The organism is Nonomuraea sp. NPDC051298 (genome assembly GCF_055586305.1).
In genome coordinates, this window is sequence record NZ_JBVJIM010000038.1 from 19,071 (window position 1) to 39,439 (window position 20,369).

Sequence of the window (20,369 nt, forward strand, 5' to 3'; positions counted from 1 at the left end):
GTGCGGGGGTGAGGAAGGTGCGGGGGTGAGGAAGGTGCGGGGGTGAGGAAGGTGCGGGGGTGAGGAAGGTGCGGGGGTGAGGAAGGTGCGGGGGTGAGGAAGGTGCGGGGGTGAGGGAGGTGCGGGGGTGAGGGAGGTGCGGGGGTGAGGGAGGTGCGGGGGTGAGGGGGGTGCGGGGGTCAGTGGTAGAGGGCGGAGCGGGCGTCTTCCTTGATGGCGTGGGCCACGCGCCGCGCGACCGTCCCCAGTTCCCCGTCCATCAGCTCAACGCCTTCCGACTCCGCCCCCATCAGTCCCGCAGCGCGTACGCGGCCCTCCGGGTACGGGAGGCTCGCCACCCACTCCATCCGCAGGTACGTAGGGGGATGCGTCTGGTCCACGCGGAGTTCCTTCAGGCGGGCGGCTCGGCGGCGGCGTTCGCGTTCGGAGTCCGGGAGGGTGTCCACGGCGGCCCGTAGCGCCGTCCAGAGTTCGTCGGCCTTGGTGACGACGACGCTCGTGTCCAGGAACCGGACGGCGGGGTCCGCACGGGTGACCAGCGAGTTCAGACACGAGTTCATGGCGGGTACGCCCGCCACCTGGGCGGCGAGTTCGTCGGCCCGGTATTCGGCCCGTTGCGACGAGCGGTACAGCAGCAGTTCCAGCACCGCGATCAGGCCCCGTACGGGCAGCCCGACGACGGCGAGCAAGGACTCGGCGAACCAGCGCGACGCGCCGTCTCCCGGCTCCCAGCCGAAACGGGTCACATCGCGCAACACGCCGAGCGAGTGCAGCGCGCTGCCCACGACCAGGCCGTGCCTGCCGTCGCCGTTGCGGGAATGGGCCATTTCGTGGGCGAGGAGCGCGACGCGTTCCTGTGGGGTGAGGATGATCCACAGCGGGTAGCCGATCTCGACCAGGCGCCGACGCCGCCAGCCGTACGTGCGGAACGACGCGTTCACCGAGCCGCTGACGGCCACCAGGTCGGTACGTGGCGCGCCGATCTCGTCGCCGATCCGGTCGAGCAGGGCGTACAGGGTCGGGGCGGCCTCGCGGGTGAGGGGCTCGGCGTCCCGGGGGAAGGGGGCGGGGCGGGGCCGGAGCAGCCAGGCCAGGTCGAGGGCCACCAGGGCGGGGAGGACGGCGAAGAGGGTCCAGCGGGTCACGAGGTAGACGCCGAGGGCGAGGAACGCGGGGGCGAGGAGGTGGACGAGGAAGGCGAGGGCGTAGGTGGCGACGCGGGCCGCTCCCACCGAGGTGCCGGATCCGTCGGTACGCGAGCGGACGACGTCCTCGTGCAGGCCGCGGACGAGTCTTTCCGATAATCGGGCGAAGTGGGCCTTCTTCGCCGGGGCGGGGGTGCGTACGACGTTCCAGTCGCAGGACGGGCACCACTGCGGGTAAGGGGGCTCGGTCTTGAGCGGCTGGGCGCACTGCGGGCAGTCAAGGTCGCTCTGGGGGTGATCAAGCCTGTGAGGGCTCTGGGGGTGGTGGGTCACGGCACAGCAAGGTGCCACAGCGGGAGCACGCCCGGATAACGCTCTCCGGCCGGCGCGTCCGTCGCTACGTCCAGCTCAGTACGCGCTTGCGCCACGCGTACACGATGCCCAGGGCGATGAACCCCAGGAAGACGAACATCTCCACGAGCGTCGTCAGCCCGTAGCCGGGCGCGTCGAAGACCGTGGCCCAGGGGAAGAGGAAGACGGCGTCCACGGCGAACACGACGTACAGGTACGTGAAGACGTAGTAGCGCACCTGCGACTGCGCCCAGCCCTCCCCCACGGGGTCGACCCCGCACTCGTACGTGGTCAGCTTCTCCGGTGTCGGGCGGGTGGGGCGGAGGAGGCGGTTGGCGAACAGGGCACCGGCCACGATGGCGACGCCGATGGCGAGCAGCGCGGCCACGAGCGCGTAGGAGCCGAAGTAGCCGTCCATGACGGGATCGTAACCCGGCGCCGTGCCGATACCCAGCGCGGTCAAAGCCTCTCCGCCGATCACACAAAATCCAGGTAAATGGTAAGAATAGCCACATACCCTGACGTTTATGCGCATACCGCGATTCTTCACCGGAATCGCTCTGCTGGCCCTCTCGGTCTCCGGCTGCAGCCTCGCCTCCGCCCACGAGGGGGATGTCGTGGTGCCGGCAGAGCCGACACTGATCGACTTCGTCGACCCGGCGACCGTCGCCGGCCTGTCCACCAGAACGCTGACCGAAGGCGACTCCACCGCCCGAGGATACGTGCACATCAACTATCCGGAGCTGGCCAACGCCCCAGCGCTCAACCGGGCCCTGTCCGCCCGGGCCGAGCGCCAGCTCCGCGCGTTCCACAGCCGCACGCGCGGCGAGGACGCCTCCGGTCCTCGCGCCGAGCTGAACGTGGACTGGCAGCTCGCCGCCGCCTCTCCCCAGGCCGTCGCGGTACGGCTGCGCACCGGGGAGTTCCTCGGCAAGACCTGGGGCAACTCCACCCGTACGTACTGGTTCGACCCGGCCAAGGGCCAGGCCATCGACTCCACCGGGCTGCTGTCGGGACAGGCGTCCCAGGAGCGACTGGTGACGCTGGTCAGCGGCCTGCTGGAGAAGCGCGGGTCACAGGTGGATCGGAACGAGCTGAAGGCGGGCGGCAACGAGTTCGACTCGATGGCGTTCAACCGCAGCGGCGATCTCGTGGTGGAGTTCGACGACTGCGAGATCGGGCCGTGCTCGATCGGCCGCCTGGCCGTGGCCGTGCCCGCGCATCAGGTGGCGCCGCTGCTGTCGGACCTGGGGCGGCGGGCCCAGGAGAGCGTGCGGGCGGCGGCCACGCGCGCGGCGGGCGGCGGCACGCCGCCGTTCGCGCCCACGCCCGGGGTGGCCAGCGCAGGGAGCGGGTCGGGGAGCGTGGACTGCGCGCAGGTCAAGTGCGTGGCGCTGACGTTCGACGACGGGCCGGGGCCGTACACCGCGAAACTGCTCGACCTGCTGGCGCAGGAACGGGCGCGGGCCACGTTCTTCGCCGTGGGCAGCAACGCGGCCGCCCAACCGGCGCTGCTGAAGCGGATGAGCACGGAGGGCCACCTCGTCGGCAACCACTCCTGGGCACATACGGACCTGTCGAAACAGGCCAGCAGCAAGATCGCGGACTCGATCGGGAAGGCGGAGGACACGCTGTCGGCCGTCACCGGGCAGCGTCCCAGGCTGCTGCGCCCGCCGTACGGGGCCGTGAGCCAGCAGGTACAGGACGTGGCACGTGACCTGGGGCTCTCGCTGGTCACGTGGAGCGTCGACGCCGAGGACGGGCCCGGCAGCGAACCGCGCGACATAGCGGACCGGACCGTGCGCCAGGCGCATCCAGGTGCGATCATTCTCTTGCACGACATTCACCGGGAAACGGTGGATGCGGTTCCGGACATCCTCAAAACGTTGCGTGGGAAGGGTTACAGCTTCGTGACCGTTCCCGAGTTGTACGGCACTGCGGGGATGCAGGCCGGACGCCTGTACAGGTCAGGGAACTAACCGCCCGGTAAGCAGCCCTGACACCGAGCGCGTGTTGGGGGGACGTATAGTTGGCGCTCGTGACCCGAACCGTCCTGTTCGCCCGCCTGCATGTAGACCTCTGCAGGCTCGCCTCCGGACTGTGTCGTCGTTCTCCCACCTCACCCTGACTGTCAGTCGACCACGTTTACCCGCTCTTTGCGGGACGCAAACGCGTGACCTTCCGAGGATTTAGCATGGAAACAGAGAACGCGCCGAAGGCAAACGCGCAGTGGCGCGTCGAGGAGGACTGAGCTGTGACGAAGCAGGTCCAGCAACTTGACCGTGTGATCATCAGGTTCGCTGGAGACTCCGGCGACGGTATGCAGCTCACCGGCGACCGCTTCACCGCGGGCACGGCGGAGTTCGGCAACGACCTGTCGACGCTCCCCAACTTCCCCGCCGAGATCCGCGCGCCCGCAGGCACCCTGCCCGGCGTGTCGAGCTTCCAGCTCCACTTCGCCGACCACGACATCCTCACGCCGGGCGACGCGCCGAACGTGCTCGTGGCCATGAACCCGGCGGCGCTCAAGGCCAACCTCGGCGACCTGCCGAGAGGCGCGGACATCATCGCGAACACCGATGAGTTCACCAAGCGCAACCTCCAGAAGGTCGGCTACGCCGCCAACCCGCTGGAGGACGACTCGCTCAGCGAGTGGCGCGTGCACGCGGTGCCGCTGACCTCGCTCACCGTGAAGGCCCTCGAAGGCTTCGAGCTGTCCAAGAAGGACGCCGAGCGGTCGAAGAACATGTTCGCCCTCGGCCTGCTGTCGTGGCTCTACCACCGGCCGACCGAGCACACCATCACGTTCCTCGAGCAGAAGTTCGCCAAGAAGCCCGACATCGCCAAGGCCAACATCGCGGCCTTCCAGGCGGGCTGGAACTACGGCGAGACGACCGAGTCCTTCTCCGTCTCGTACGAGGTCAAGCCCGCGCGACTGGCGCCGGGCGTCTACCGCAACATCTCCGGCAACCAGGCGCTGGCCTACGGCCTGATCGCGGCCAGCGTGCAGTCGAAGCTGCCGCTGTTCCTGGGGTCCTACCCGATCACCCCGGCCAGCGACATCCTGCACGAGCTGTCCAAGCACAAGCGCTTCGGGATCCGTACCTTCCAGGCGGAGGACGAGATCGCCGGGGTCGGCGCGGCGCTCGGCGCCGCGTTCGGCGGGGCGCTCGGCGTGACCACGACCAGCGGCCCGGGTGTGGCGCTGAAGGCCGAGACGGTCGGCCTGGCCGTCACCACCGAGCTGCCGCTGATCGTCGTGGACGTGCAGCGGGCCGGGCCGAGCACCGGCATGCCGACCAAGACGGAGCAGACCGACCTGCTGATGGCCATGTTCGGCCGCAACGGCGAGTCGCCGGTGCCGATCGTGGCGCCGATGTCGCCGAGCGACTGCTTCGACGCGGCCGTCGAGGCGGCCAGGATCGCGATCAAGTACCGCACACCGGTCATGCTGCTCTCCGACGGCTACCTGGCCAACGGGTCCGAGCCCTGGCGCCTGCCCGAGATCTCCGAGCTGCCGGACATCTCGCAGACGTTCACCACCGAGCCCAACGGCGCGGACGGCGAGTTCCTGCCGTTCAAGCGCGACACCGAGACCCTCGCCCGCCCGTGGGCCATCCCCGGCACCCCCGGCCTCGAGCACCGCATCGGCGGCATCGAGAAGGCCGACGGCACCGGCAACATCTCCTACGATCCGGACAACCACGACCTGATGGTCCGCACCAGGGCCGCCAAGATCGCCGGCATCGACGTGCCCGCGCTCGATGTCGACGACCCCGACGGCGACGCCGACGTGCTCGTCATCGGCTGGGGATCGACGTACGGGCCGATCGCCGCGGCCGTGCGGCGCATCAGGAAGAGCGGCGGCAAGGTGGCCCAGGCCCACCTGCGCCACCTCAACCCGCTGCCCGCCAACACCGGCGACGTACTCAGGCGCTACGACAAGGTGCTGCTGCCCGAGATCAACCTGGGCCAGCTCGCGCTGCTGCTGCGGGCGAAATACCTCGTCGACGTGATCAGCTACAACCGTGTGCGCGGGCTCCCGTTCAAGGCCGAGGAGCTGGCCGGAGTCATCCAGGACGTGATCGACAGTGACCAGTGAGCTGGTGAACGGGAAGGGCCTGTCGCTCGTCCCGAAGACCGACGCCAAGCAGGGCCTGAAGGACTTCAAGTCCGACCAGGAGGTGCGCTGGTGCCCGGGTTGCGGTGACTACGCGATCCTGGCCGCGGTGCAGAGCTTCCTGCCCGAGCTGGGGCTCAGGCGCGAGAACATCGTGTTCGTGTCGGGCATCGGATGCTCGTCGCGCTTCCCCTACTACCTCAACACGTACGGGTTCCACTCGATCCACGGCCGGGCGCCGGCCATCGCCACCGGGCTCGCGGCGAGCCGGCCCGACCTGAGCGTGTGGGTGATCACCGGTGACGGCGACGCGCTGTCCATCGGCGGCAACCACCTGATCCACGCACTGCGCCGCAACGTCAACCTGAACATTCTGCTGTTCAACAACAGGATCTACGGTCTGACCAAGGGCCAGTACTCGCCCACCTCCGAGGTCGGCAAGATCACCAAGTCGACGCCGATGGGCTCGCTGGACCGGCCGTTCAACCCGATCTCGCTGGCCATCGGGGCCGAGGCGTCGTTCGTGGCCAGGACCATCGACTCCGACCGCAAGCACCTGCAGTCGGTGCTGCGCGAGGCGACCGCGCACCGCGGCACGTCGCTGGTGGAGATCTACCAAAACTGCAACATCTTCAACGACAACGCCTTCGAGCAGCTCAAGGACCCCGCGATCCGCGACGACATCACGTTGCGCCTGGAGCACGGGCAGCCGATCGTGAGCGCCTCCAAGGCCGTCGTACGGGCCGCGAACGGCGGCATCGAGGTCGTGGCGCGCGAGGGCGTGAGCGACGACCAGGTCCTCGTGCACGACGCCCACAACCCCGACCCGTCGGTGGCCTTCGCGCTCAGCAGGCTCGACGAGCCCGCGTTCGAGCACGTGCCGATCGGCATCTTCCGCCAGGTCGACCGCCCGGCGTACGACGTGCTCATGGCCGAGCAGCTCGAGGCGTCCGTGACGGAGAAGGGGCCCGGCGACCTGAGCGAGCTGCTGCTCGGCGGCGACACCTGGCGCATCGGCTAGTTGATGTATTAGATGGAGCCGTCGGCCCGACGGCTCCATCTCCCACGGAGGTCAATCACGATGGCGTATTGGCCGCGAACCGTGGTGCTGGTCACAGGGGCGGCCGGGTTCATCGGCTCGCATCTGGTGCGGCGCCTGCGCGCGCTCGGCGCCCAGGTGCACGCGGTCAGCCGCCGACCCCGGCCGGCTCGGCACGGCGAGACCTGGCACGCGGCCGATCTCTCCGACGCGGCCGCCACGGCGAGCCTGCTCCGGTCGGTACGCCCGGCCGTGCTGTTCCACCTCGCCGGCGAGGTCACCGGGTCGAGAAGCGACGAGGTGATCCGCGCGACCCTGGAGAACAACGTCCTCGGCTCGGTCAACCTGCTGGCCGCCGCCCGCGCGAACGACGTCAGGACCGTCTTCACCGGCTCCATCGAGGAGCCGCGGCCGGGCAACGACCTGGCCCCGCCGTCGTCGGCGTACGCGATGTCCAAGTGGGCCGCCACCGGCTACGCGCAGCTCTACCACCGGCTCTGGGACCTGCCCGTCACCGTGCTGCGCCCGAGCATGGTCTACGGGCCGGCCCAGCCCGACACCACCAAGCTCGTGCCGTACGTGACGCTCTGCCTGCTGCGGGGCCGGCGGCCCCGGCTCACCAGGGGGACCAAGCTCGCCGACTGGATCTACGTGGACGACGTCGTGGACGCGTACGTCCTGGCCGGGGAGTCGGACAAGGCGATCGGGCACACGCTCGACATCGCGACGGGCGTCGAGACCCCCGCCCACGAGATCGTCACGAGGCTTTACCGCATCACCGGCGCGGACACCTCCCCGGAATTCGGCACCTCTCCCGACCGCCCGCACGATATTACGCAGGTCGGCGACATCGCGCCCGCCGCTGATCTGCTCGGCTGGCACCCTGGCACGGAATTGGACGACGGGTTACGCCGAACGGTCAATTGGTACGCGTCCCAAGAATGTCACGAAGATTCGCCTTCTTAGGTTCTCGGGTTGAATTCTGGGAGCATTGGGGTACTTATCTGGCCGGAGGAGCCCCTTTATGAGCCGTTTGAATGGTCTGCGCAGTCGATTCGTGGACGCTCCGGACTCCCTGGGGGCCAAGGCGCGGGCGCGGAGGTGGCAGTGGTTCGCCGCCCGGTTCCCCGACCTCGACCGGATGAACGTCCTCGACCTCGGCGGCACGGCCGGGGCCTGGATGCGCGCCCCGATCCAGCCGGCGCACGTGCACATCGTCAACCTCGAACAGCCGCCCGCCGACCTGCCCGCGTGGCTGCGCGCCGACGTCGCCGACGCCTGCGACCTCCCGACCGCCATCCGCGGCACCCGCTACGACCTGGTCTTCTCCAACGCCGTGATCGAACACGTGGGCGGTCACCAGCGCCGTCAGCGCTTCGCCGACACCGTGCACGAGATGGCCGAGCGGCACTGGGTGCAGACGCCCTACCGCTATTTCCCGGTCGAGCCGCACTTCCTGTTCCCCGGGTTCCAGTTCCTGCCGCTGGCGGCGCGTACGACGATTCTGCGCCGCTGGCCGCTCGTCCACACCCCGACCTCCGACCGGGACGCCGCGCGCATGATCGCCATGGAGGTCGAGCTGCTCAGCGTGACCGAGATGCGGCACTACTTCCCCAAGTCGCTGATCCGCTTCGAGCGGCTGGCGGGGCTGGTGAAGTCGGTCATCGCGGTCCGCGGCTGAGCCCGGCCACCGGCCGGCCGGTCAGCCCCCGGCCATCACGCCCGCGCCGGTGCCCTCCCACGTGTTGCCGCGCCAGACGTTGCCCGGCCCGTTCGCGTCCCAGTACGACACCGGGCCCGCGTAGCCGCCCTTCGGCCAGACGCGGCGGCTGAAGACGTTGTCGAGCACCTTGATGTTCGAGGACAGGCCCTTGCGCCCCGCGCCCGCGTAGAGCGTCCAGCCGCCTCCGGCCAGCAGGTTGCCCTGCACGGTGACGTTGCGCGTCACGCCGAAGTCCTGGAACAGCGCGATCGCGCCGGTCTGGTTGAGCGTGTTGATCACCGTGTTGCGGCGGATGATCAGCTCGGTGCCCGCGGCGGCCGTGCCCGTCGACATGATCATGTCGGTGTGGTCCTCCGCGTAGTACTTCGGGTCGTGCACGTACGAGTCCTCGACCAGGCCCTGGTCGGTGAGGATGCCGTTGGAGATCGTGTGGATGTCCACCCGGCGGATGGTGATCATCTTGCCCTGGTTGAGTATGCCGAACTGGGTGCGCTGCCTGCCGTTGCCGAAGATCTCGCTGTCCTCGACCTTCAGGCCCGAGAAGCCCTTGCGCTGGAGGATGCCCCAGTAGTCGGACTGCCCGCGGACCCGGGTGTTGCGGATGGTGACGTTGTCGGCCTCGACCGTGAGGTCGCCGGTGACGTCCCAGCCGTCGATGACCTTGCCGTCCTCCCTGATGACGATCGAGCCGGTCTTCTTGACCATCGGGGTGCCGTCGGGGACGCCGGTGTTGCCTGGGCCTGGCCAGCCGCCGGGGGGTGGCGGCACGGTTCTGGTGGACGTCGGGCTCGGGGTCGAGGTCGGGGTCTGGGTCGGGGTCGCAGTGGGGGTGACCGTCGGAGTCACTGTGCGGGTCACGGTCGGAGTGGCCGTGGGGGTGCGCGTCCCCGTGAAGGTCGGGGTGGGCGTCACGGTTCCCGTGGGCGTGACCGTGATCGTGATCGTTGGCGTGGGCGTGGGTGTCCTCGTGGGCGTTCTCGTGGGCGTCGGGGTGCGCGTCGTCGTCGGGGTGACGGTGGGTGTCACCGTACGCGTGAGCGTGGGTGTGGGTGTGGGTGTCACCGTACGCGTGAGGGTGGGTGTGGGTGTCACGGTCCTCGTGGGCGTGACGATGGGGGTCGCGGTCTTGGTCGTCCTGGTCGCCGACGGGGTGGGGGTGGGGGTCCTGGTGGGCCTGCGGGTCGGGCGCGCGGTCGGCTTCCTCGTCGGCCGTCCTGGCCACCACCGCCAGGGGTCCCTGGTGGACCGGGCGTTCGGGGAGCCGGTGCCGGTCACGCGCGGCCTGAGTCCGCGGCCGGCGGCCGCCTGGGGCGATGCCGTGGCACCCGCCTCGGCACCCGCCTCACGCGCGCCCGTCAGGGACGACTGAGGCTCCGGCGTGTCGAGGACGATGATGCCGTACCCACCTGCCAGCACCGCCACCGCGGAGACGCCGACCAGGGATAACCACCCGATACGCCTGTTGCTCCTTCGATGCCTGGACACAGGCGACTCCTTCCGATCGTGGCCGAGCCGAACAGTGGGCCGAATATTGGCCGAATCCCAGGCCGGATCTCTCAAGGGGAGAGACTAGCCACGCCGGAAGCACGAAGAGGGTATTTTTAACGAAAAGGACTCGCTTTCCCCTCAATTCGCAAGTATTCCAATTTTCCCATTTGCCGCACGAATCGAGCGGACGATCTCTATCCTGGCGGCACCGTCCCGCCGTCTTCCCAGGTGTTGCCCTGCCACTGATTTCCGGGCCCGTCATTATCCCAATACGAAACCGGCCCCGCCGAGCCGCCCTTGGGCCAGACCCGGCGGCTGAAGACGTTGTCGATCACCTTGATGTTCGAGGACGTGCCCTTGGCCCCGGCGCCCGCGTACAACGACCAGCCGCCCCCCGCCAGCAGGTTGCCCTCCACCGTCACGTCCTTGACCACCCCGAAGTCCTGGAACAGGGCGATCGCGCCGGTCTGGTCGAGCGTGTTGATCACCGTGTTGCGCCGGATGACCAGTTCGGTGCCGGGCGCGGGCGGCCCGGTCGACATGATCATGTCGGTGTGGTCGCCGTCGTAGTACTTCGGGTCGTGCACGTACGAGTCCTCGACCAGGCCCTGCTGGGTGAGGATGCCGTTGGAGATCGTGTGGACGTCGACCCGGCGGACCGTGATCAGCTTGCCCTGGTTGAGAATGCCGAACTGGGTGCGCTGCCTGCCGTTGCCGAAGATCTCGCTGTCCTCGACCGTCAGCCCGGTACGCCCCTCGCGCTGGAGGATCCCCCACCAGCCCTTCGTGCCCCGCACCCGCGTGTTGCGGATGGTGACGTCGTCGGCCTCGACCGTGATGTACCCGGTCACCTCGAGGCCGTCGATGACCGTGCCGTTCTTGGTCACGCGCAGGGACCCCGACTTGCGCAGCCGTACGCCCTCGGGCACGCCCGTGTTGCCGGGCCCCGGCCAGGCGCGCCCGGCCGGTTCCGGCGATGACGTCGAGACGGACGGGGACGCCGACGGTGACGGGGTGGGCGGCTGCCGGGTGGTGACCGGCTGCCTGTCGCCGCCGTCGCTCTGGCAGCCGCTCAGCAGCACGACCAGGACGGCGCCGAGGCACCAGCCCTTGACGTGCCGCCTCACGTGTCCCTGGTCCGCCGGTTGCCGACGAGATCGGCGAGCGCGGGTGGCGTCCAGCGCTTGGCGACCTGGCGGAGGTTGCTCTTCCACGCCTCACCGGGCCGCTGCTTGAACAGCGTGGTGTGGTCGTCGGTGACCTCGTCGTCCGGCCTGCCGTTGGAGTAGTAGTAGAGCGCCATCGAGCGCCGCGCCCGGTCCGGCGGGCAGGTGAGCGGGTCGGGGTGGCCGTGGTTGGCGTCGTCGGTCGTGGCGAAGACCACGAACCGGTTGAAGACCGGGAGGATCTTGCCCTCGCACTCGGTCATGTCCCTGTTCCACAACTGCAGGTGGCCGCCGTAGTCCTCCTGCCAGTCCTTGTTCAGGTAGAGCAGGCCGTTGAGCCGGCGGTCGAGGTTCAACCTGCGGCTCTTGTTGAAGTCGGCGTGCACCTTGAGGAAGCCGCCGGGCCGGATCTGGTGCAGGCCGCCGCCCTCGTAGTGCGGGTCGGAGACGAGTTGCGTGATGCCGGTCAGCCGCTCCAGGAAGTCGACGAAAACGCTCCCGTTGAACTCCGCCAGCAGGTGCCGGGTGGCCGGGCCCATGCGCTCGGGGTCGGCCAGCGCCAGCTTCACCTCGCGGGCGGTGTCGAACCGCTGCCAGGTGGCGTCCCGCGGCTCGGGGAACTCCTCGAGCACCGGCTCCAGCACCTCGGGCGGCAGGAAGTCATCGATGATCACGTGACGGAACGGCGACGCCGTGCGGAACTGGTCGGAGTACTTGTCCGCCAACGGGAAGAACTCGTCCCGGCGAAAGGTGAAAGCCTGCAGATCCCGCATGAAGTGTGTCTCCGTCTCTACGGCAGCCCGCCCCTGGTCCCCTCTCCCCCTCATCGCCCCGGCGGTGCCCGCTGTTACCTGTAACGATCCATTGCTGGGGTTCGATGGCCGTCATGTGACGTCAGGCTCCCCCCGTGTCGCGATCGTGATCGTGACCTACAACAGCGCGGCAGTGCTCGGCGGTTGCCTGGCCTCCCTGGTGGAGGGCGCGGCAGGGGTACGGCTGTCGGCCGTGGTCGTGGCGGACAACGCCTCCAATGACGACTCGCTCCGCCTCGCCGAGCAGGCCACCGGCCTGCCCGTCAGGCCCGTCCGGGTGGGCAGGAACGCCGGTTACGCAGCGGCCATCAACGCCGGCGTCGCGGCGCTGGACCTCGCCGAACTGGACGCGGTCCTCGTACTGAACCCCGACTGCCGCCTGCGTCCGGGCGCGCTGGCCGTGCTGGCCGGGGCGCTCGGCCGCCCCGGCACCGGCATCGCCGCGCCCCGGCTGGTCAGCACCGAGGGAGTGCTGCACCACTCGCTGCGCCGTACGCCGACCGTGCGCCGCGCGCTCGCCGAGGCGCTGATCGGCGGCCGCCTGGCGGGCCGCATCGGCGCGCTGGGCGAGATGGTGGCCGACCCCACCCGGTACGAACGCCCTGGCCCCGCCGACTGGGCCACCGGGGCCGCGATGCTCGTCTCGGCCACCGCACTGGCCGAGATCGGCCCGTGGGACGAGTCGTTCCTGCTGTACAGCGAGGAGACCGAGTACGCGCTGCGGGCCGCCGACGCGGGCTGGACCCTCTGGTACGAGCCCGCCGCGGTGATCGAGCACATCGGCGGCGAGGCGAAGACCAGCCCCATGCTGGCCGCGCTGCTCACGGTCAACCGGGTACGGCTCTTCCGCCGGCGCCGGGGCAGGGTCGCGAGCGCGGGCTTCTACCTCGCCGTGCTGCTCGGTGAGACGATGCGGGCGGCCGCCGGTCGACGTACGGCCAGAGCTTCGGTCGTGGCGCTGCTGCGGCCCTCCAGGCGGCTGCGGGCACTACCCGGATGAGAGGATCACCATGAGAGTCGAGCGGCTGGAGCTCGAGGGCGCGCTGCTGTTCGTGCCGACGCCGAGCCACGACGAGCGCGGCTTCTTCACCAGGACCTTCGACACCGCGATCGCCGCGGAGCACGGGCTCGACCACACCGCGTTCGTCCAGGACAGCCAGTCGCGCTCGCGGCTGGGCACGATCAGGGGCATGCACGGCCGTTCCGGGCGCGGAGAGGCCAAGCTGGTGCGGGCGGCGCACGGCGCCGTGCTCGACGTGCTGGTGGACGCGCGGCCGGGGTCGCCGACGTTCGGCTCGCAGGTGACCGTCCGGCTCGACGACGTCTCCTTCGCCCACCTCTACGTGCCGCCGGGCCTGCTGCACGGCTACCAGGCGCTGACCGAGCACGCCGACGTCTGCTACCGCATCGACCGGGAGCACGACCCCGCCGAGGACCTGGCCGTCCGCTACGACGACCCCGACCTCGCGCTGCCGTGGCCGTTGCCGGTCGGCGCCATCAGCGGGCGCGACCTGTCGGCGGGGTCCTGGAAGGAGCTGAGGAGCAGCCTGTCCGCCTGATCGGCGCGTTCGAGGCGGAGCAGCGCCCCGGCCGCGCCGATGAGCAGGAACAGCACGCTGGTGATGCCGGGGAAGGAGAGCAGGTCGAACGTGGCCGCGCCGAGCAGCGGGATCACCAGGCAGGCGGCGATGGTCAGCCCGAGGTTGCGGGCGTTCGGGTCGGCGCTGGTCGCGCGTACGCGCAGGGCCACGACGATCCCGCACACGATCACCCCGACGAAGCCGAGCACGCCGAGCAGCCCGGTCTCGACCAGCGACAGCAGATACTGGTTGTCGAAGACCTGGTGTTTGAACGGATACCAGGTGCCGGGCCCGCGGCCGAAGATCGGGCTCTTGTCGAACTCCCGCATCGCGAAGGGGTAGTCGTGGGTGCGGTAGATGATGCTGCTGTCGTCGCCCACCCCGGCGAACAGGTTGTAGAACGTTCCGAGCAGCCCCGGCGCCACGACCTTCATCACGCCGAGGAACACCACGAACGCCCCGATGGTGGCGATCCTGCGCCTGTTGGACCAGCCGATCAGGAGGATCAGCCCCGCCCCCGCCATGCCGAGCACGGCCGTCCTGGAGACCGAGAACATCAGCCCGGCCGCGATGACGGCGGCGCAGATCCACCAGCGGACCGCGCCCTCCCCCCGGCTGCGCGCCTGGAAGCCGAGGTGCGCGGCCAGCGGCAGCAGCATCGCCGACAGCGCCCCGAACTCGATCGGGTGCCCGAGCGTGCCGGCGACCCGGCGCAGGTCCGAGCGGGAGATCACGGTCGGCACCTCCTCCGCCGAGGAGTGCCGCAGCCCGGGGATCTTCAGGTACTCGGTGAGGTCGAAGTTCAGCCTGAACTGCATCAGGGCCACGACCGCCGCGAACGTGCCGCCGATGACCACCGCCTTCAGCACGAAGTCGAGCCGCTCGCGCCTGCCGATGCCGTCGCAGACCACCAGCGCCAGGCTCACGTAGCCGGCGAAGAGCACGATCGTGTGGTCGGCGAGGTTCAGCTCGTCGGAGGGCAGGTAGACGTTGGTCGCGTACCCGTAGACGGCCAGCAGGATCATCCCGTACGCGAAGATCGCGGTACGGACCGGGTTGGACCCCTTGGCGACGCCCGACGTCCTGACCATCTGGGCGCACACCCACACCACGCCCAGCGACAGCGCCACGATCTCGGCGGGCGTGAGCGAGAGCGGCAGGCCGGCCACCGCCAGGCGCGCCGGGAGGATCAGCAGGCACAGGACGAACACGCAGACCAGCGTGGCGCCGTCGGCCCGCCGCGGGTGCCGTAGCGGCACGGGCGTCGCGGTCACCGCCGGCGCCGTGGCCGTGCTGCTGGCCCAGGTCATCCTTCGCGCCCCGCCAGTGACCGCGATCCGTTGCTCGCGGCGGCCGCGGCGGGCACGAGGTCGGGCTGGGCCGGAGCCTGCCGATCGGTCCCGCGGCGGGCCCGGCGGTGGCGGGCGAAGCTCTCGGCCGCGAACGCGGCGAACAGGCCCATGAAGAACGCCAGCGCCCCGGTGACCACCGCGCTGCGCATCCGGCTGCCCTTCTTCTCGTCGGGCTGGGTCGGCGGCACCACGACGGTGGCGCTCACGTACGTGGTGGGCGGCGCCTTGACCTGCTGCTGACGGGCGCGCAGCTCCGTCTGGGCCAGCGCGGTCATCTTCGTCACGATCCCGAGCGCCTGCTCGGCGGTCGGGGCCTCGCAGGTGATGACGATGAAGGGGGTGGCCGGCATCAGCTCGGGGTTGGTGCCCCCGCTGGTGACCTTGAGCGTGACCTCGCCACCGGGCGGCACGCCCACCTCGGCCGCCGCGTCAGGGGTGTTCAGCGCCTGGATGAGGATCGACGAGGTCATGCTCAGCCCCTGGTCGAAGGAGACCAGGGGGTTGGTGCGCGGGTTGGGGAACTTGGGGTCGCTCGGCACGCTGCCGCCGGTGACCGGCAGGGTCAGGACGAGCGCCGAGGTGGAGATGAAGGTCTTGGGCGCCACGGCGAAGACGCCGAGTGCCACCGCGATCGTGAGCAGGAAGGCGGGCACCGTCACGTACCAGCGCCTGAACAGGATCGTCACCGTCGCCCAGAAGTCCATGGCAGGGCCTCATCCCTCGCCGTCGTCCTGGCTCGCCTTCCGGAAACCGGGCACGGGTGCGAGCGGCTCGCCCCGGTAGGCGGGGAACTCCATGGTGGCGGAGCTGTCCTCGTCGGCCTCGGGCGCATCGGCGGGCTCGCCCGCCTTGCCCGGCACCCCCACCGGCACCCCCACCGGTTCGGGAGCCGGTGTCGGGACCGGCGTTTGGATCGGTCCCAGGGCGGGTTGCTGGACCGCTCCCAGGACCGCCCCCACCACCGGGGGCGCCGAGAGGTCCGGGCGCCTGCGGGCGCGCCCGTGCACCACGCCGTACGCGATGCCGAACCCGACGCCCAGGGTGAGCAGGGCGGCGATGATCCCGCCCTGCCAGTTGAGGCTGTGGTCGGCCTCAGGCTTGGCGGGCGGCACGATGTCGGTCGAGGTGATGAAGGTGTTCGCCGGGGCGCCGAGCGCCTTCTGCCACTTGAACAGCTCTGTCGCCACCCGCTCGCGCGCCGCCATCAGCACGGCCGTCGCCGTCGCCGGAGACTCGCTGTCGACCCGGATGTAGATGTAGGGGCCGTTGATGTCCAGCACGTTCGGGTTGCTGCGCCCGTCGTCGATCGTGATCTCCGTCGGGCCGTCCTTGGGCGCGCCCAGCTCCGTCCAGACGTCCTGCGTGTTCATGGACAGGATGACGATGCTGGCCCCGGTCTTGAGCGCGTCGTTGAACGAGAGGAACGGGTTGGTGAGCCCCTGCTTGGTCTTGTCGGACGGGATCGTCCCGCCGTTCACCGGCGTGGCCAGGACGAGCGAGACGTCGGCCGAGTAGTGCACAGGAAGCACCGAGTACGCCACGACGCCCACCGCGAGCGACGCCAGAACCAACGGTGGGCCGATCAGAATTCTCCGGAGAAGACCAAGAATCGCCTTCCAGAACTCCATTTTGGTACGTTCCCCCGCATCAGCGACTCTTGCTCTATAGAGGGCCATCGCGCCATGGCCACCAGACGTTACATCCCCCAACAGCCCCCGACTTCCGCCGCGAAACGGTTACACCGCCCGCCACCGGAGCGATAGACGTACGACTACGTCGACGGGGGCTTGCGGTGGGGCTGACAGAAGAGCGTGCGGTGACGCGGGGCAGGCTGGCCGGGCTCGACGGCATCCGGGGCCTGGCCGCGCTGTTCGTCGTCCTGCACCACTGCTGGCTCCTGTCCTTCCCCGGGTTCCCGGTCAACGCCGCGCCCGCGTGGACGGGGTGGCTGCTGTACGGCCATTTCGCGGTGGTGGTGTTCATCGTGCTGTCCGGCTTCTCGCTGGCGGTCTCGCCCGCGCGGTCCGGGTGGCGGCTGGGCAGCGGGCGTACGTTCTTCCAGCGGCGGGCCTGGCGCATCCTGCCGCCGTACTGGGCGGCGCTGGCGTTCAGCCTGGTGATCGCGTGGGCGGTCATCCCGCAGCCGGGGCAGCAGGCGCCCACAGGGAAGTCGGTCGTCATCTACGGGCTGCTGCTGCAGGACGTCTTCGGCTCCCCCAGCCCCAACGGCGCCCTGTGGTCGATCGCCGTCGAGGCGCAGCTCTACCTGGTGTTCCCGCTGATGTTGCTGGTGCTGCACAGGATGGGCGCGGCGGTGATGCTCGGCGCGGTGACCGCGCTCGTGGTGGCGGTGGGGGCGCTGGCGCCGGCCGTACCGGCCGTGGACCTGCTGATGCGGCTGACCCCGCAGTTCGCGGCGCTGTTCGCCCTGGGCGCGGTCTGCGCGGGCGTCGTGAACGCGCGGGAGCGGGCCGCCCGGCTGCCCTGGCACTGGTTCGCGCTGGCCGCCGCGCTGCCGGCGCTGCTGCTCGTCGTGCTGGCCGGGCCGGTGTGGGTGGTCGGGAACTTCTTCTGGGTGGACCTGGCGGTGGGCCCGGCCGCCGGGCTGCTGCTGGTGGCGGTGGCGACGGGCAGACCGGCGCCGCTCGTGCGGCTGCTCGACACGGCGCCGGTCCGGCGGCTGGGGTCCTTCTCCTACAGCCTCTACCTGATCCACTCGCCGATCGTCGTCATGGTGAACCGCCTGCTCGTCGCGCCGCACGTGCCGGCGGGCATGCCAGCGTTCCTCCTCACGCTCGCCGTGGGCGTGCCGGCGAGCGTGGGGGCGGCGTGGGTGTTCGCGTCGGTCTTCGAGCTGCCGTTCCAGCGGCACAGGAGCTGGAAGGGCCTGCGCGAGGCCGTACGCGCGCGGGTCAGGTGAGCTTGGCCAGCGCCTCCGCCTCGTACGCGGCCGCCAACTCCTCCGGGATGCGCGTCAGGTCGTCGGCCCGGTAGAAGTCGCGCAGGGTGGTGCCGCGGCAGGTGGCGTCCACGTTCGGGGCCGCCGCGCGGGAGCGCACGTCGTCGATGTGCACGGTGCGGAAGTCGATGCTGAAGCGGGTCCTGCCGGAGGTGTTGGTGACGGTGGAGTGCAGGTGCGCCCCGGAGAAGAGCATCATGCCGCCCGGCTCGGGCACCAGGCGCAGCTCGCTGCCGAGGTCCAGCTCCTCCTCGGGTTTCGGCTGGTCCCGGGTGTCGCTGTGGACGTGCTGGGCGGCGGTGGGACGGCTGACCGCGACCCATTCCGCGTAGTCGTAGCGTCCGCTGCTGTTGCGTACGGGTCGGTCGAAGTAGTGCGGGTGCAGCGCGAAGACGTTCTCCGGGACCACCTCGTAGACCGGGATCCACCAGTTGACCTGGCAGAACGGGGCGGCGTACCAGCAGTCGCGGTGGGCGTGGTAGGCGTAGGAGATGCCGGAGTCGAGGTAGTGGCCCGAGGTCGAGGTGCGCAGCCTGGGCACGTCGAAATAGGTCCCGTCCAGCGCCATGCCCATCTCGTCCAGCAGGGTGGCGATGATCTTCTTGCTGGTGGGGTGGTGGATGAAGCGTGGTTTGAGGGCCGCGAGCAGCGCGGCGAACTCCTCGACCGGCATCTCGTGCTGGGCGGTCTCGGGGTCGCGGCCCTCGAACGCCTCCTCGACCAGCTCGCGGGCGAACGCGATCAGCTCGGTCGAGGCGGGTGTCGCCGAGTAGAGGAAGACGTCCCCCTGGAAGAGCATTTTCCGCCGAACCTCATCGTCAATTCGGCTATTCGATAATAGAACGGACATAGCGAGATTTTCCCCCTCGCGTTGTGCTTTTCCCTTCTCTCGCCCGCGCCCGTCGCTTCGTTACAGGGGGTGTTCAAAGCGGCAGTTGCGTCTGGGTGTCGGGCCGGCCGACGTACGTGGAGTAGTCGGGGTGGTCGAAGCGGTGCAGCGCCTGGATGTTGTCGTTCCAGGGGGCGGCGACGGCGCGCTTGTGCCGCAGGCCGTTGATCGGGGCCAGCTTCATCAGCTCGTTGGCCTCGTTGAACTCCCTGATCGCGCTCAGCTCGCCGACGTAGTCGTTGTGGATGACCTGGTCGTCGTCGCCCACGGTGTCGTCGAGGTAGCAGAACACGCGGGGCAGGAAATACTTGTGGTCGCCCGCGAACAGCCGCAGCGCCGCCGCGGTCGAGGAGTAGAAGTCCACGTCGATGGAGACGAACCCGATCGGCGCCGGCCGCTCGCCGTCGAGGAACTGCCCCACGGTGTCGCTGATGTCACCCAGGACCAGCGTCGCCCCCGCCAGGCGGGCCTTGAGCGCGTCGACGTCCATGACGAAGTCGCCCTCGCGCCAGATGTAGGGCAGGTCCCGGTGGTCGGTGGGCTTGGGCAGCCCGGCGCCCGTGTCGAAGCCGTAGACGTCGATCTTCACGCCGGAGGCGGCCGTCGCCAGCGCCGCCATGCGGTTGAGCTCCACCATGCCCGCGCCGCCCGCGACGCCGAACTCGACCACGCTGATCCGGCCGACGCCGAGCCGCCTGGCCAATTCGGCCGCCTGCTGCACGCCGTACGCGTAGTGGGGCCTCGGGTAGAGGTCGAGGGCGCAGCGCAGCTCGTACGAGCCGAACGGCAGCCGCCGCATGAGCGCCAGCAGGATCCGGCCCGGATGCATGAGCAACCGCACGATGCGAATCAACACGAGAAGATCACCCTTTCGAGGAGACGGACCTGACGGCCATCCCGGCGAGTTTGCGGCCGCGGTGCCCGAGCGTCTGCCGCTGCCGACGCCAGTACGTACGCAGCAGCACGGCACGCGCCCGGCTTCGCTGCTGCGCGGAGAGCTCCAGGATGCGCAGGGCCCGGTACATCGCCCTGAACTGCAACGTGGTCGCGAAGTGCGCGGTCCAGGCCGGTACGCCGAGCGCCGCGGCGATCCCGGAAAGCCGCCGCTCACGCAGGTTGCGGTGCGCCAGCGGCTCCGGCACGTGCCCCCAGGGCGCGGTCAGCGCGAGCATGGTGGCGTAGACCTCGTCCTCGCGGATCATCAGCGGCCGGGGCACGGCGGCCACCCGGTCGCGCCGCATGAGGCCGTAGAGGGGGTCGAGTCCGTGGTGCTGGGTGGTGACCACGTCCCACAGCTCGTCCAGGCGGTCGATGGGGTCGTCGGAGAGCATCCGGGTGCCGCGGTAGTGCGGCCGGTGCACGGCGCCGTCCGCGCCCGTGTAGGTGACGTCGGAGGTGACCAGGATGAGCCGCTCGTCGGCCAGGAACGGCTCCAGCGTCCTGGACACGTAGCTCGGTTCGAGCAGGTCGTCGTCGCCCATCCAGCGGAAGAACTCCCCGCGTGCCCGCCGCAGCACCTCCACGAAGTTGCCCACCACGTGCAGGTCGTGCGGCTGCCGGTAGTAGGCGATCCGGCCGTCCTGGCGCACCAGCTCGCGGCACAGCTCCTCCGTGCCGTCGGTCGAGGCGTTGTCGGAGATCACCACCTCGATGTCGGCGTGGTCCTGGGCGAGCGCCGACCGTACGGCGCTCTCCAGGCGGTCCGCGCCGTTGCGGACCGGGATTCCGATGGACACCAGCATCGC

Annotated in this window: 21 protein-coding genes; 10 read left to right on the forward strand and 11 right to left on the reverse strand. The window is 70.0% G+C overall.

Going from position 1 to position 20,369, the window contains the following annotated elements; all coding sequences use genetic code 11:
• Positions 1-179: 179 nt before the first annotated feature.
• On the reverse strand, positions 180-1,478 hold the full coding sequence (locus tag ACZ6S0_RS49605) for a M48 family metallopeptidase (RefSeq protein WP_465927546.1): 1,299 nt from the start codon (positions 1,476-1,478) through the stop codon (positions 180-182).
• A 64-nt stretch (positions 1,479-1,542) separates the two neighbouring features.
• A complete protein-coding gene (locus ACZ6S0_RS49610) occupies positions 1,543-1,914 on the reverse strand; it encodes an NADH-quinone oxidoreductase subunit A (RefSeq protein WP_465927618.1) in 372 nt (123 codons plus the stop codon).
• Positions 1,915-2,023: 109 nt separating this feature from the next.
• On the opposite strand from ACZ6S0_RS49610, the gene ACZ6S0_RS49615 reads away from it, so the two are divergent.
• The 6 genes from ACZ6S0_RS49615 to ACZ6S0_RS49640 all read left to right on the forward strand — a co-directional run bounded on the left by ACZ6S0_RS49615 (position 2,024) and on the right by ACZ6S0_RS49640 (position 8,336).
• A complete protein-coding gene (locus tag ACZ6S0_RS49615; protein ID WP_465927548.1) occupies positions 2,024-3,475 on the forward strand; it encodes a polysaccharide deacetylase family protein in 1,452 nt (483 codons plus the stop codon).
• 59 nt (positions 3,476-3,534) lie between these two features.
• Positions 3,535-3,624 carry a putative leader peptide gene (locus ACZ6S0_RS49620; protein WP_311132193.1) on the forward strand — a complete coding sequence of 30 codons (90 nt, stop codon included), beginning with the start codon at positions 3,535-3,537 and terminating at the stop codon, positions 3,622-3,624.
• 126 nt (positions 3,625-3,750) lie between these two features.
• Positions 3,751-5,598, forward strand: coding sequence for a 2-oxoacid:acceptor oxidoreductase subunit alpha (locus ACZ6S0_RS49625; RefSeq protein WP_465927550.1), 1,848 nt, complete (start codon positions 3,751-3,753; stop codon positions 5,596-5,598).
• Positions 5,588-6,637 (forward strand): 2-oxoacid:ferredoxin oxidoreductase subunit beta, encoded by a 1,050-nt coding sequence (locus tag ACZ6S0_RS49630; RefSeq protein ID WP_465927552.1) that lies wholly within the window; start codon positions 5,588-5,590, stop codon positions 6,635-6,637. The genes ACZ6S0_RS49625 and ACZ6S0_RS49630 overlap by 11 nt, the downstream gene beginning before the upstream one ends.
• A gap of 60 nt (positions 6,638-6,697) precedes the next feature.
• Positions 6,698-7,621 carry an NAD-dependent epimerase/dehydratase family protein gene (locus ACZ6S0_RS49635; RefSeq protein ID WP_465927554.1) on the forward strand — a complete coding sequence of 308 codons (924 nt, stop codon included), beginning with the start codon at positions 6,698-6,700 and terminating at the stop codon, positions 7,619-7,621.
• A 58-nt stretch (positions 7,622-7,679) separates the two neighbouring features.
• A complete protein-coding gene (locus ACZ6S0_RS49640; RefSeq protein ID WP_465927556.1) occupies positions 7,680-8,336 on the forward strand; it encodes a class I SAM-dependent methyltransferase in 657 nt (218 codons plus the stop codon).
• Between the two features lie 21 nt (positions 8,337-8,357).
• On the opposite strand, the gene ACZ6S0_RS49645 is transcribed toward ACZ6S0_RS49640, so the two are convergent.
• Positions 8,358-9,146: a right-handed parallel beta-helix repeat-containing protein gene (locus ACZ6S0_RS49645; protein ID WP_465927558.1), complete on the reverse strand. Its 789-nt coding sequence runs from the start codon at positions 9,144-9,146 to the stop codon at positions 8,358-8,360.
• Between the two features lie 7 nt (positions 9,147-9,153).
• Between ACZ6S0_RS49645 and ACZ6S0_RS49650 the strand changes: the two genes are divergently transcribed.
• Positions 9,154-9,747, forward strand: a complete 594-nt coding sequence (locus ACZ6S0_RS49650) for a hypothetical protein (RefSeq protein WP_465927560.1) — start codon at positions 9,154-9,156, stop codon at positions 9,745-9,747.
• Positions 9,748-10,060: 313 nt separating this feature from the next.
• Here ACZ6S0_RS49650 and ACZ6S0_RS49655 read toward each other — a convergent pair whose 3' ends face one another.
• Both ACZ6S0_RS49655 and ACZ6S0_RS49660 read right to left on the reverse strand, forming a co-directional pair.
• On the reverse strand, positions 10,061-10,993 hold the full coding sequence (locus ACZ6S0_RS49655; RefSeq protein WP_465927562.1) for a right-handed parallel beta-helix repeat-containing protein: 933 nt from the start codon (positions 10,991-10,993) through the stop codon (positions 10,061-10,063).
• Positions 10,990-11,805, reverse strand: a complete 816-nt coding sequence (locus ACZ6S0_RS49660) for a 2OG-Fe(II) oxygenase (protein ID WP_465927564.1) — start codon at positions 11,803-11,805, stop codon at positions 10,990-10,992. Before ACZ6S0_RS49660 ends, ACZ6S0_RS49655 begins: the two co-directional genes overlap by 4 nt.
• A 115-nt stretch (positions 11,806-11,920) precedes the next feature.
• Here ACZ6S0_RS49660 and ACZ6S0_RS49665 point away from each other — a divergent pair, with 115 nt between their 5' ends.
• On the forward strand, positions 11,921-12,844 hold the full coding sequence (locus ACZ6S0_RS49665) for a glycosyltransferase family 2 protein (RefSeq protein WP_465927566.1): 924 nt from the start codon (positions 11,921-11,923) through the stop codon (positions 12,842-12,844).
• A 10-nt stretch (positions 12,845-12,854) separates the two neighbouring features.
• Positions 12,855-13,403, forward strand: a complete 549-nt coding sequence (locus ACZ6S0_RS49670) for a dTDP-4-dehydrorhamnose 3,5-epimerase family protein (protein WP_465927568.1) — start codon at positions 12,855-12,857, stop codon at positions 13,401-13,403.
• Here the strand turns inward: ACZ6S0_RS49670 and ACZ6S0_RS49675 are convergent.
• Genes ACZ6S0_RS49675 through ACZ6S0_RS49685 form a run of 3 tightly spaced genes read right to left on the reverse strand, consistent with a single transcriptional unit; the run spans position 13,292 to position 16,347 of the window.
• Positions 13,292-14,734 carry an O-antigen ligase family protein gene (locus ACZ6S0_RS49675; protein ID WP_465927570.1) on the reverse strand — a complete coding sequence of 481 codons (1,443 nt, stop codon included), beginning with the start codon at positions 14,732-14,734 and terminating at the stop codon, positions 13,292-13,294. The two genes, ACZ6S0_RS49670 and ACZ6S0_RS49675, sit on opposite strands and share 112 nt — an antisense overlap.
• The gene (locus ACZ6S0_RS49680; RefSeq protein ID WP_465927572.1) at positions 14,731-15,480 is read right to left on the reverse strand and encodes a hypothetical protein; all 750 of its coding nucleotides are present in this window, start codon (positions 15,478-15,480) and stop codon (positions 14,731-14,733) included. Before ACZ6S0_RS49680 ends, ACZ6S0_RS49675 begins: the two co-directional genes overlap by 4 nt.
• 9 nt (positions 15,481-15,489) lie before the next feature.
• Entirely contained in the window at positions 15,490-16,347 is an 858-nt protein-coding gene (locus ACZ6S0_RS49685; protein ID WP_465927574.1) for a hypothetical protein, read from the reverse strand.
• A 245-nt stretch (positions 16,348-16,592) separates the two neighbouring features.
• Here ACZ6S0_RS49685 and ACZ6S0_RS49690 point away from each other — a divergent pair, with 245 nt between their 5' ends.
• Positions 16,593-17,696, forward strand: a complete 1,104-nt coding sequence (locus ACZ6S0_RS49690; protein ID WP_465927576.1) for an acyltransferase family protein — start codon at positions 16,593-16,595, stop codon at positions 17,694-17,696.
• On the opposite strand, the gene ACZ6S0_RS49695 is transcribed toward ACZ6S0_RS49690, so the two are convergent.
• The 3 genes from ACZ6S0_RS49695 to ACZ6S0_RS49705 form a co-directional block, all read right to left on the reverse strand.
• Positions 17,689-18,534, reverse strand: coding sequence for a hypothetical protein (locus ACZ6S0_RS49695; RefSeq protein WP_465927578.1), 846 nt, complete (start codon positions 18,532-18,534; stop codon positions 17,689-17,691). The two genes, ACZ6S0_RS49690 and ACZ6S0_RS49695, sit on opposite strands and share 8 nt — an antisense overlap.
• A 124-nt stretch (positions 18,535-18,658) precedes the next feature.
• A complete protein-coding gene (locus tag ACZ6S0_RS49700) occupies positions 18,659-19,480 on the reverse strand; it encodes a hypothetical protein (protein ID WP_465927580.1) in 822 nt (273 codons plus the stop codon).
• Positions 19,481-19,487: 7 nt separating this feature from the next.
• Positions 19,488-20,366 carry a glycosyltransferase family 2 protein gene (locus ACZ6S0_RS49705; RefSeq protein WP_465927582.1) on the reverse strand — a complete coding sequence of 293 codons (879 nt, stop codon included), beginning with the start codon at positions 20,364-20,366 and terminating at the stop codon, positions 19,488-19,490.
• Positions 20,367-20,369 lie beyond the last annotated feature (3 nt).